This is a genomic window from Maricaulis sp. B-26, from assembly GCF_056857855.1.
Genome location: NZ_JBSXNX010000019.1, coordinates 23,543 through 35,399 on the forward strand (window position 1 = coordinate 23,543; position 11,857 = coordinate 35,399).

An 11,857-nucleotide genomic window follows, 5' to 3' on the forward strand; every position below is an offset into this window, starting at 1 on the left:
ACGAAATACGGGATCGCCGAGCAATTCGGCAGGGGGACGCATGGGACGCACACTGGACGTCCTGCTTTTCGGCATGTCCGACAGGCTCGACAGCCTTGCCGAAAAGCTTGGAAAACTGGCCATAAATGGCCGGATTGTAAGGGCAGATTCGCCGCCGGCGCGGCGTCGCCGCCACTGGGCGGGCGGCATCATTCTCGCCGAGTGCGATAATGATGTGGAAGATGGCCTGAAAGCGTTCGCGCGCTTCTCCGAGGCCGAATTCCCTGTGCTTGTCGTTGGCCCCGGCACCTATCGCAATCACGAAAAGATCGATGCCTGGCTGCGCGAACCGGCTTCTCCGGTCCAGTTTGCGGCCCGTGTGCGAGCACTTTTTCGCCTCCACACAATGGAGACGGTCGCCCGTCGCCGGGCGGAAGTTACTGCGCTCTACGGCAATCGCAGCACGCCCGTGGAACGGCAGGTCTCGTCACCGGCCATTCTCTATGTCGGCGATGCCTCGCCGCGCTTCATGGGACTGCAGCACGCGCTGACCACGGCCGATGCCGAGTTGGTTGCGGCCTTCTCCTCCTATTCGGCGTTCGATTACCTGCACGAGCGGCCTTTCGACGCCGTCGTACTTAATGCCGTAGGCAAGCGGGAGATCGCTTTCACGATCTCCTCCGCCATGCGCCGCAATGCGCGCCTCTACCATACCCCGGTCCTGCTGCTGGCCGACGATATCGAACCGGAAGCCGCCGAAGAGGCCTTCGCGCGCGGTGTCTCCGATATCCTGCCTGCGAAAGCCGACGATAATGAACTGCGCGAGCGCATTCTCACCCTCACCGCCGAACGCCGGCGGCGGCGAGAAGCCAAGGCGGCGCTCGAAGCCTGCCGGGATCCGCGCACGCTCGAGGTCGATACCGGCCTGTTCAACACGGCCTTCCTGACCTCGCACGTGCAGGACCTGCTCAATGCGGCGCGCGACGACACGCTGAATTTCTCGCTCATTGCGCTGCAGACCATTCTGCCGGACGGTTCGGAACGGCCGGACGACGTCTCGGCGGAGAAGGCACGCCGGCAATTCGCCGCCATGCTGCGTCATCTCCTGCGAACCGAGGATGCCGCGAGCCGGTTCTCGACCGATATCTTCCTCGCTGTCCTGCCCTATACGGACCAGGCCGGAATCGATGCGGTGGCCGCCCGTGTGGCCGCGATCGCCGAGTGCACGGCTTTCGAAAGCGATGATCCGCTCCGCCCCTTCCGGCTCACCGTCCGGGCGGCACCGGTGCAGACACGTCCGGGAGAAACGGCGGAAGCCCTCATCGAACGCGCACTGCGCGGCCTGGATGGCCCGCGACCGGTAATCGCCCAGGCCTAGGACCGAGACGGGTTCAGGCCGGCTGGCCCGCTTCGGCCTCGCGCGCCGCATTCGCGATATCGGCCAGCGGGATCATGGCACGTTCGATCGCCCGCAGACGGTCTTCCGGTTCGTCCCATTCGGCCCGAAGCACGATCTTGCCGTCGGGACGGACCTTGAACAGGGCCTGATTCTTCGAGATATGCGCCACCAGCCCGGCCGGATCGATGAAACGATCCCCGCGCAGATGAATAACGGCGCCCTTGGGGCCCGCATCCACCTTCTCCACACCCGCGCGCTTGCACAGCGCTTTCACCGCGACCACACGCAGGAGCGTTTCCACTTCCGACGGGAGCGGACCGAAACGGTCGATCATCTCGGCCGCGAAGGCCTCGCGCTCGGTCTTGCTGTCCAGCGATGACAGGCGACGGTAAAGCTGCATCCGGACATCGAGGTCCGGCACGTAATGATCCGGGATCAGGACGGCGCCGCCTGCATTGATCTGGGGCGACCATTCGCCTTCATCCTCAGCCTCTCCGCCGCCGCGCAGCGAGGCTACGGCTTCCTCCAGCATGGACTGGTAGAGCTCGACGCCGACATCCTTGATATGACCGGACTGTTCCTCGCCGAGGAGATTGCCGCCGCCACGCAGGTCGAGGTCGTGCGAGGCGAGCGTGAAACCCGCGCCGAGCGAGTCGAGCGAGTGCATCACCTTCAGGCGCTTTTCCGCGCTCTCGGTGATCTTCTGCTGGGCCGGCGTCGTCAGATAGGCATAGGCGCGCGTCTTTGACCGGCCCACACGCCCGCGCAACTGGTAGAGCTGGGACAGGCCGAAACGGTCGGCACGATGGACGATCAGCGTGTTCGCGGTCGGGATATCGATACCGGATTCCACGATCGTGGTGGACAGAAGCACATCGTAGCGACCCTCATAGAAGGCCGTCATGATGTCCTCGAGCTGGGTCGCGGCCATCTGGCCGTGGGCCGCCACGAAGCTCACTTCCGGCACGCTCTCGCGCAGGAAGGTTGCCGTCTCTTCGAGATCTGTGATCCGCGGCACCACGAAGAAGGCCTGACCGCCACGATACTTCTCGCGCAGCAAGGCTTCGCGAATGGTCACAGCGTCGAACGGCGCGACATAGGTTCTCACAGCCAGACGGTCGACGGGCGGCGTCGCTATCAGCGACAGGTCCCGAATACCCGTCAGGGCGAGCTGGAGCGTTCGGGGGATGGGTGTCGCGGTCAGCGTCAGGACGTGGACATCCGCCCGCAGCTCCTTCAGCCGCTCTTTGTGCTTCACGCCGAAATGCTGCTCCTCGTCAACGACAAGCAAGCCGAGATCGGAGAATTTCACGGTCTTGGCCAGCAGAGCATGTGTCCCGATGACGATCTCGACCTTGCCTTCGGCGAGTTCGTCGCGAGTCGTTTTCGCTTCCTTGGCGCCAACCAGGCGTGAAAGCTGGCGCACCTTCACCGGCCAGCCCCGGAAGCGCTCGGAGAAGGTCTTGTAGTGCTGGCGCGCGAGCAGTGTCGTAGGGGCGACGACTGCCACCTGCTGGCCCGACATGGCCATGATGAAGGCCGCACGCAGGGCGACTTCGGTCTTGCCGAAACCCACATCGCCGCAGATCAGCCGGTCCATCGGGCGGCCGCGTGCCAGGTCGCCGAACACATCCTCGACCGCATTGAGCTGATCGTCGGTCTCCGCATAGGGAAAGGCCGCGCAGAATTCGTCATAAATGCCGCTTGGCGGTTCGACGGGATCGGCCTTCTTGGACATGCGCTCGGCCGCGATCTTGATGAGCTGGTCGGCCATGTCGCGCAGGCGTTTCTTCGCCTTCGCCTTGCGCGCCTGCCAGGCCACGCCGCCCAGCTTGTCCAGCTGTGCGCTTTCCGCATCCGCGCCATAGCGCGAGAGGAGTTCGATATTCTCCACCGGCAGATAGAGTTTGGCACCGCCGGCATATTCAAGCTCGATGCAGTCGTGGGGCGCGTCCTGTACCGGCAGCGTCTTCAGTCCGATGAAGCGCCCGAGACCGTGATCTGCATGGATGACGAGGTCGCCCGGCCCGAGCGAACCGGCCTCGACGATGATGTCGGCCGTCTTGCGCCGTTTGCGCGGTCGCGCCAGCCGGTCGCCGAGAATGTCCTGCTCGGACACGACGGCCAGTGTTTCGGTCTCGAAACCGTGCTCGAGCGGTAATACGACGCGGGTGACGGTGCTGGCCGCTTGTGCCATCACGTCGGACCAGCTCTCGCAGGCGATGATGCCGCGCACGCCGTGATCGCCGAGCACGCTGGAGAGGCGTTCCGATGCGCCATTCGACCATGAGGCCAGCACAACGCGTTTGCCCGCCTTCACCAGATCGCGAACATGGGTCGCCGCCGCGTCGAAGACATTCGTCGACTGGGCTGCGCGTTCGGCCGCAAAACTCCGGCCCTGCTTGCCGCCCATCTCGATCGTCTGCGGCCCGGGCTCGCTGAAAGCGGTGTAGCGACGCACGCTGCGGCCGCTGAGGACCGTGTTCCACTCGCCTTCGCCGAAATAGAGGGCGTCGGGAGCCAGCGCCCGGTAGGACGGGGCCGAGAGCGAGCTTTCGTGCTTCGCCTCGGCGACCGCCTGGCGCGCCTGGTAGTAATCGGCAATCTGCTTGAGACGCTCCGTGAGCGCGTCGTCGGCGAGATGGTCGATACTGACCAGCGCAGTCTCTGGCAGGTAATCGAAAACTGTCGCGGTGCTCTCGTAGAAGAGCGGCAGCCAATGCTCGACGCCTGCGGGACGGGCCCCTGCGCTGACGGCTTCATAGACCGGGTCGCCGCCCTGTACGGCCCCGAAAGTTTTCACGAAGGCCGAGCGGAAACGCGAAATACTGGCTTCATCGAGCAGGACTTCGGATACCGGCGTGAACTCGATGCCGTCCAGCTGCCGCGTGGAGCGCTGGGTTTCCGGATCGAAAGCACGGATCGATTCCAGCGTATCGCCGAAGAAATCGAGACGGACGGGCTCCGAGGCGCCCGGCGGGAAGACGTCGACCACCCCGCCCCGCACGGCGTAATCGCCCGGCTCCATCACCGTGGCGGTACGGGCATAGCCATTGGTGGCGAAATGGGTCTTCAGATCCTCGACATCGACGCTGGCGCCGGGACGGATGGCGATCGCCGTGCCCTGCAGCACCGATTTCGGCGCGCAGCGCTGGGACATGGCGTTGATCGTGGTCACCACGAAGCAGGGATCGGGCACCTGACCCGAAGCCAGCCGCGCCAGCGTGGCTGCCCGCCGCGCCGCCACGCGCGGGGTCGGCGAAATACGGTCATAGGGCTGGCAATCCCAGGCCGGAAGACGCAGGATTTCCTCGCCGGGCGCGAAAAACTCCAGCGCGGCGGCGAAAGCTGCAGCCCGCGAATCGTCCCGGGCAACGAATACATTCACCCCGCCGCGCAGGCGCGCCGCATCGGCGAAAACCAGGGCATCGAGCCCTTCCGGCGCTCCGCAAACCGTTGCGGTCCCGCTCACCCGGGCGATCATCTCGGCGTCAGACATATCCGGCCATTCCTGTTGGCGTCGCGCTGATCGAAGCCGGCGCGACGGCGATCTGCTTCAGACCTTGGGTCCGTCGCCGAACTCCGCATCGTCCTCGACCCGGAAAGCCTTCAGCGCATCCATGATCGGCGTGTCGAATTCCGCCGGCGTCTCGGTCCGCCCGATGATCCAGCCATAGATCTCCTGATCGGGCTGATCGAGCAGGTGTTCGAAGGCATCGAGTTCCGCATCGCTCATTGCGTCGAGCCGGTCGTCGGCGAACCGGCCGAGAATGAGATCGGCTTCCTTGAAGCCCCGGCGCCAGGCGCGGATACGGAGCTTCTTGCGTTGGGTTTCCGGTGTCTGTGTCATGGCTTGCGCATATAGTCCTCCAATCGCGCTACGTCGACCGGTGGCAGCGGTCGAACTTGCCGATAAAGTACAGGCGATGCGCCCGGAGATTCTCTTTCCCCTCTTCCAGGATGTGACCGCCCTGCCCGGGATCGGTCCGCGTCTGGCTGCCCTGGTGTCGAAAGTCGCGGGACCGCGCGTGCGCGACGTGCTTTTCACCCCGCCGACCGGACTGGTCGACCGCAGCCGCCGTACCTTGATCACCGACGCGCCGGCGGGAGAGATCGTCACGCTGACCGCGCGTGTCGACACTCACATTCCCGGACAGCGGCAGGGCCAGCCCTACAAGGTGCGGCTGATGGATGAGAGCGGGTTCCTCAATCTCGTCTACTTTCATGCGCGCAAGGACTATCTCACCAAACTCCTGCCCGTCGGCGAGACGAGGGTGGTCTCGGGACGCGTCGAACGTTTCGGCTCGGAAATCCAGATCGTTCATCCCGACATCGTGATGTCCGAAGAGGCGGCAACCGATATGCCGCTGATCGAACCCGTCTATCCTCTGACCGCCGGCCTGACGGCCAAACCGATGCGCAAGGCGGTCGACGGAGCACTCGATCTCGTCCCGGATCTACCCGAATGGCACGAGCCGGCGCTGGTGCAGGAGCATGGTTGGCCTGATTTCCGGACCGCTATCCACGCCCTCCACCGCCCCGAAAGCGCGACGGATATGGACGCGGATGCACCTGCTCGCGAACGCCTTGCTTTCGACGAGGTCTTTGCACGCCAGTTGGCGCTCCAGCTCGTCCGGGCCCGTCGCAAGGCGCAGTCGGGACGATCTCTCAAGGGAGATGGACATCTCGTCCGGCAAGTCCTCGAGCACGCGCCCTTCGCACCGACCGGCGCCCAGAACCGGGCCTTCCAGGTGATCCGGGTCGATATGGAATCCGACGCCCGTATGACGCGCCTCCTGCACGGCGATGTCGGGGCGGGCAAGACCTTCGTCGCCGCCATCGCCGCGGCCCAGGCCGCGGAGGCCGGGTGCCAGAGCGCGATCATGGCACCGACCGAAATCCTCGCCCGGCAGCACGCCAAGACGCTTGCGCAACTGCTTGAACCGGCCGGACTAAACGTCATCGCCCTGACCGGGCGCGACAAGGGCAAGGCGCGCGAAGCCCTGCTCGAGCAGATGCGCGAGGGCGAGGCGCATGTGATCTGCGGCACGCATGCACTCTTCCAGGACGGAATCGATTTTCGCGACCTCGGACTTGTCGTTATCGACGAGCAACACCGGTTCGGCGTGTCCGATCGCATGAAACTGACCTCGAAAGGACATCGCCCCGACACGCTGGTCATGACGGCCACGCCGATCCCGCGCACCCTCTCCCTCGCCGTCTACGGCGATCTCGACGTTTCGCGGCTCGACGAAAAACCGTCCGGGCGCATTCCGCCGGAGACGCGTCTGATCTCCATGGAAAGACTGGGTGACGTCGTCGAAGGCGTTCGCCGTGCCATCGCGAAGGGAGACCGCGTCTACTGGGTGTGTCCGCTGGTCGAGGAGAGCGAGGTCTCCGAACTCTCCGCCGCCGAGGATCGCTGGCGGCATCTGCGCGCCGCCTTCGGAGACGAGCGCGTAGGCTTGCTGCACGGGCGTATGAAAGCTGCGGAGAAGGAGAAGGTCGCGACCGCTTTCCGCAATGGCGAGATGGACGTGCTGGTCGCGACGACCGTCATCGAGGTGGGCGTGGATGCGCCGGACGCGACGGTGATGATCATCGAACATGCCGAGCGCTTCGGCCTGGCCCAGCTGCATCAGCTGCGCGGACGCGTCGGGCGCGGCGACAAGCCGTCATCCTGCCTTCTGCTTTACAAGGGGCCACTGGGCGAGACCTCCAAGTCCCGCCTGGAAACGATGCGCGAGACTGATGACGGCTTCCGGATCGCCGAAGAGGACTGGCGGCTGCGCGGTGCCGGCGATCCGCTCGGCCTTCGTCAGAGCGGCCTGCCGGATTTCCGCATGGCCGATCTGGAAGCGCACGGCGACCTCATCGCGCTCGCCAATGACAGCGCCCGATTCTATGTGCACCAGGATCCCGAACTCACCGGGGAACGGGGCAAGGCGCTGCGCGTGCTTCTCTATCTCTTCGACCAGGACCAGGGCGTACGCCTGATCCGTTCGGGCTAGCCTTTCGGCTTCACTTCCGGCGGCAGCTTGTCCTGCACGTCCTGGGGCAACTTGTCCGGCGAGACCATGCCGAATGAAATGATCAGCTTGGCCGCCTCTTCGACAGACATGTCGATCGGGATCGTGTTCGAACGCTTGGTGTAAAGCAGAAAACCCGAGGTCGGATTCGGCGTGGTCGGCACGAAAAGACCCACAACGTCCTCGCCGATATGCGTCCGCATGGAGCCCCGGCCTTCCGCCGAGACGAACGCAACCACATAAAGCCCTTCCATCGGGTATTGGACCAGCACCACCTCCTTGAAGGAGTTGGCATTTCCGGAGAACACCGTCTCCACGATCTGCTTCAGCGCGCCATAGACATTGCGCACGAGCGGAACCCGGTTCACGACCCGTTCGCCGACGGAAATCAGCGTCCGGCCGAAAATGTTTGCGGCCAGCGCGCCCAGAGCGGTGAGCATGACCACGGCGATCAGCACCCCCAGTCCGGGAATGGTGAAATCGCCCGGAAGATAATTCTCCGGATTATAGCGGGGCGGGATCAGGGGCTTGACCACATTGTCGACGAAGCCGACGAATGTGACGATGAGATAGAAGGTGACGCCGAGCGGTGTGACGATCACGATACCGGTCAGGAAACTGTTGCGAAGCCAGCGAAACATGACGCTCCAGTCGAGAGGTTGCACGCAGCGCGTTCCGGGGGTTTTCACGGCTGCAAGGCGCACAATACGGTAAGCCCGGCGGGACGCCAACGCATTGATCCGTCCGGCGCAAAACGAGGTGTACAGGGTAGTTATGGCCGTCAGTCCAATGTCGCTCGCCCGTTGGGTCATCCTTCTCGGCATTGCCGGATTCGTCATCCTGCTGGCACTGGCGGGCTGGTTCCTGCGCGACCAGGTCTTCCAGACTTTCCAGGACCCGGGCGAACCCTTCCAGACCTATACGCCGCCGCCGGGTGCCGATTATGCCGAGGCCGACGGCTGGTTCGCGTCCGGCGAGTTCAGCAACGAGGAACAGGCGGCGATCTTCTTCGTGCACCCGACCACTTACACCGGTGGATCGAACTGGGTGGCTCAGCTGGACAAGGACAGCGCCGTCGAGGCCGTGGTCAGCAATGTTCTGCCGAACTATGCCGCGCCCTTCGCCAATTCCGGCGTCCTCTTCGCGCCCAGATACCGTCAGGCCTCCCTCTATACCTTCATGAACAATCGCGAGGACAGCGTGCTCGCGCGCCTTTTCGCCTATGGCGATGTGCGCCGCGCCTTCGCCAGCTTCAGAAGCCGTGCGGGCGAGGACCGGCCCCTTATTCTTGTCGGTGTCGGCCAGGGCGGACAACATGTCCTGGGCCTCCTGCTCGACGAATTTGCGGACGACGACACTCTACGCGAACGGCTCATCGCCGCCTATGTCATCGAAGCCCCGGTGCCGCTGGACCTTTTCGACAGCCGCCTGAGCGAGATTCCGCCCTGCGAGACGCCGGAGGACGTCCGATGCGTCTTCGCATACAGCTATGCAACGCAATCTGAAGATGCGCGCATCCGCATCCTCACGGAGCGCCTGATGAGCTGGACGCCGGAAGGCCGGCTCGATTTCGTGGATGGCCGCGGCCTGCTTTGCGTCAATCCGATTCTCGGCGCGCGGACGACGAATTACGCCTCGGCCCGCCTTCATCGCGGCGGAGTGAATGCCGAAGGCCTGCCGCCGGACGCGACCCCCGCCCCGGTCACAAGCCAGACGGGCGCCCAATGCGGCGAGGGAATCCTGTTCGTCGAGGAACCGCGCTATGCCGGACTGCGCCGGCCGTCACGCCTGGCGGAAGACTACCGCTTCCCGCCCTTCAATCTTTTCTATGAGGATCTGCGTCTCGACGCGGCGCGTCGGACGTTCAACCTGACCACGATCCTGCAGGAGGAACGGCGCTGGGCGCCGCCTCTGGAAACGCCGGAAGAGATCGAAGACGCACCGGTGGTGCCGATTCCGGACCGTCGGCGCTGGCCGTGAGGCCAACGCTACGGGCCCGGATCAGAGGCCCTTTGCGAGCGCGTCGAATTCGAGCAGTCGGCCGACGAGGCCCTCGAACTCGCTGAGCGGCACCATATTCGGACCGTCCGACGGCGCATTGTCCGGATCCGGGTGGGTTTCCATGAACACGGCCGCGACACCGATCGACACGGCAGCGCGGGCTAGCGTCGGCACGAATTCGCGCTGACCGCCCGACGTGGTGCCCTGGCCGCCTGGCTGCTGGACCGAATGTGTCGCGTCGAACACGATCGGTGCGCCGAAACCGGCCATGATCGGCAGAGAGCGCATGTCCGAGACGAGCGTATTATAGCCGAAGCTGGCACCGCGCTCGCAGGCCATCACGTTCGGATTACCCGCGCCCGCGATCTTGCCGATCACGTTTTTCATGTCCCAGGGCGCGAGGAATTGCCCCTTTTTCACATTGATCGGCTTGCCGGTTTCGGCAGCCGCGATCAACAAATCCGTCTGGCGGCAGAGAAAGGCCGGAATCTGGAGCACGTCGACCGCTTCCGCCGCGATCCGCGCCTGTTCTTCGGTATGTACGTCCGTGAGGACGGGCAGGCCGCTGGTTTCACGAATCTCCGCGAACACCGGCAAGGACGCTTCCAGACCCATACCGCGCGCACTGCTCAGGCTCGTCCGGTTGGCCTTGTCGAAAGAGGTCTTGTAGATAAGCCCGATGCCGAGACGATCCGCGATCTCCCGCAATTGCGCCGAGACTTCCAGGCCGTGTTGCCGGCTTTCCAGCTGGCACGGACCCGCAATCATGGTGAGCTTGCGGTCATTGCCGATCTCGATCGGCGCCCGGCCGGGCTGCGGCACGGAAATGACGGAATTTACCTGGCTCACGAACACTCTCCCTTGGCACCGCAGACGTGATGTCTTGAACCACGACGATGCTGGCTTCTGACCTGATCCGATATCGGCCCTTACGCGTAGATACACAAGGGACGAGCAGGATGACACTACACCAATGACACAAAACCGCACTAACGGGACCTCACTGGTCTGGTTTCGACGGGACCTTCGACTGGACGACAATCCGGCACTGCACGCGGCGATCCAGAGCGGACGCCCGCTCGTCCTGCTTTTCCTGCGGGAGCCCGACCGTGACACGACACCATCGCCCGGCCGCGCGTCGGACTGGTGGCTCCACCACTCGCTGACGTCTCTTCAGCAGTCGGTGCAGGCGCTCGGCGGCCGCCTGGTTTTCAAAACCGGTGATGCCGAAACGGCAATCCCGGCGATCGCCCGCGAATGCCGGGCGCAGGAAGTGTTCTGGAATCGCCGCCAGCTTCCCTGGTTAGACGAACGCGATGCGGACATCGCCCTCACGCTCAGGGACGAGGACATCCGGCCTCATGTCTTTCGGGGCACGCTGCTCGACAATTCGCTCGAAGTCCTGAACGGTCAGGGCGCGCCCTACCGCGTCTTCAGCGCATTCTGGCGCGCCTTCAACAAGACCTGTTCGCCCGATCGGCCCCTGCCCGCACCGGCGCAATTGCACTGCGCACTCACCGGTCTGGACAGCGAGGTTCTCGACCAGTGGAAACTGCTTCCCCGCTCGCCGGACTGGGCAAGCGGGTTCACGCCGGAATGGCTGCCGGGCGAAGCAGGCGCGCGCATCCGGCTGGAGAGTTTCCTCAAAGCGGCGCTTGCCGGATACAAGGAGAATCGGGACCGGCCAGATATAGCCGGCACATCGCGTCTTTCGCCGCACCTTGCCTGGGGCGAAATATCGCCGCGCGCCGTCTGGCATCTCGTACGCGACCGCGCCGAGCAGACCGGCCAGTTCAAGTCGGCCGAGAAATTCCTCGCCGAGATCGGCTGGCGGGAATTCGCCTATTATCTCTTCCATCATTTCGGGGATTTGCGACGAACGAATTTCAACCGCGATTTCGATCGCTTTCCATGGCGCGAGGATCCGGCCGGATTTACTGCCTGGTGCAAGGGCCTGACGGGCGTGCCGATGGTCGATGCGGCCATGCGCGAATTATGGACCACGGGCTGGATGCACAATCGCAGCCGGATGATCGTGGCCTCTTATCTCATCAAGCATATCGGCTGCCATTGGGAAGACGGTATGCGATGGTTCGAGGACACGCTGGTCGACAGCGATATCGCGATAAACACGGCCAGCTGGCAATGGGTGGCTGGCTCCGGGGCGGATGCCGCACCCTATTTCCGCATCTTCAATCCGTCGAGCCAGGGCGAGAAATTCGACCCTTCGGCCGACTATGTCCGTAAATGGGTCCCCGAGATCGCGGACCTGCCCGACCGTTACATCCACGCACCGTGGGATGCGCCCGCATCGGTGCGCATGGCGGCGGGCCTGCGACTGGGCGAATCCTATCCTCAGCCCGCCGTGGGATTGTCGGAAGGCCGCGAGCGAGCGCTGGCCGCCTACCGGACCATGAAAGAGAGGCGCGACGCGTCGGAGGACGCCTGA

The 11,857-nt window shown here is 64.3% G+C and carries 8 protein-coding genes; 4 read left to right on the plus strand and 4 right to left on the minus strand.

From position 1 onward, the window contains the following. Nucleotides 1-40 precede the first annotated feature (40 nt). Nucleotides 41-1,357: a PleD family two-component system response regulator gene (locus AC13HB_RS05895; protein WP_482948807.1), complete on the plus strand. Its 1,317-nt coding sequence runs from the start codon at nucleotides 41-43 to the stop codon at nucleotides 1,355-1,357. A gap of 13 nt (nucleotides 1,358-1,370) precedes the next feature. Here AC13HB_RS05895 and mfd read toward each other — a convergent pair whose 3' ends face one another. Both mfd and AC13HB_RS05905 read right to left on the minus strand, forming a co-directional pair. Next, on the minus strand, nucleotides 1,371-4,877 hold the full coding sequence (mfd, locus tag AC13HB_RS05900) for a transcription-repair coupling factor (protein ID WP_482948808.1): 3,507 nt from the start codon (nucleotides 4,875-4,877) through the stop codon (nucleotides 1,371-1,373). A 57-nt stretch (nucleotides 4,878-4,934) separates the two neighbouring features. After that, entirely contained in the window at nucleotides 4,935-5,228 is a 294-nt protein-coding gene (locus AC13HB_RS05905; RefSeq protein ID WP_482948809.1) for an FAD assembly factor SdhE, read from the minus strand. Nucleotides 5,229-5,304: 76 nt separating this feature from the next. On the opposite strand from AC13HB_RS05905, the gene recG reads away from it, so the two are divergent. Beyond that, entirely contained in the window at nucleotides 5,305-7,389 is a 2,085-nt protein-coding gene (recG, locus tag AC13HB_RS05910) for an ATP-dependent DNA helicase RecG (RefSeq protein WP_482948810.1), read from the plus strand. On the opposite strand, the gene AC13HB_RS05915 is transcribed toward recG, so the two are convergent. Beyond that, a complete protein-coding gene (locus tag AC13HB_RS05915; protein ID WP_482948811.1) occupies nucleotides 7,386-8,048 on the minus strand; it encodes a DUF502 domain-containing protein in 663 nt (220 codons plus the stop codon). The two genes, recG and AC13HB_RS05915, sit on opposite strands and share 4 nt — an antisense overlap. Nucleotides 8,049-8,196: 148 nt before the next feature. Here AC13HB_RS05915 and AC13HB_RS05920 point away from each other — a divergent pair, with 148 nt between their 5' ends. Continuing rightward, a complete protein-coding gene (locus AC13HB_RS05920) occupies nucleotides 8,197-9,387 on the plus strand; it encodes a DUF3089 domain-containing protein (RefSeq protein ID WP_482948812.1) in 1,191 nt (396 codons plus the stop codon). Between the two features lie 21 nt (nucleotides 9,388-9,408). On the opposite strand, the gene kdsA is transcribed toward AC13HB_RS05920, so the two are convergent. After that, nucleotides 9,409-10,257 (minus strand): 3-deoxy-8-phosphooctulonate synthase, encoded by an 849-nt coding sequence (gene kdsA / locus AC13HB_RS05925; RefSeq protein WP_482948813.1) that lies wholly within the window; start codon nucleotides 10,255-10,257, stop codon nucleotides 9,409-9,411. 124 nt (nucleotides 10,258-10,381) lie between these two features. Between kdsA and AC13HB_RS05930 the strand changes: the two genes are divergently transcribed. Further along, entirely contained in the window at nucleotides 10,382-11,857 is a 1,476-nt protein-coding gene (locus tag AC13HB_RS05930; protein ID WP_482948814.1) for a cryptochrome/photolyase family protein, read from the plus strand.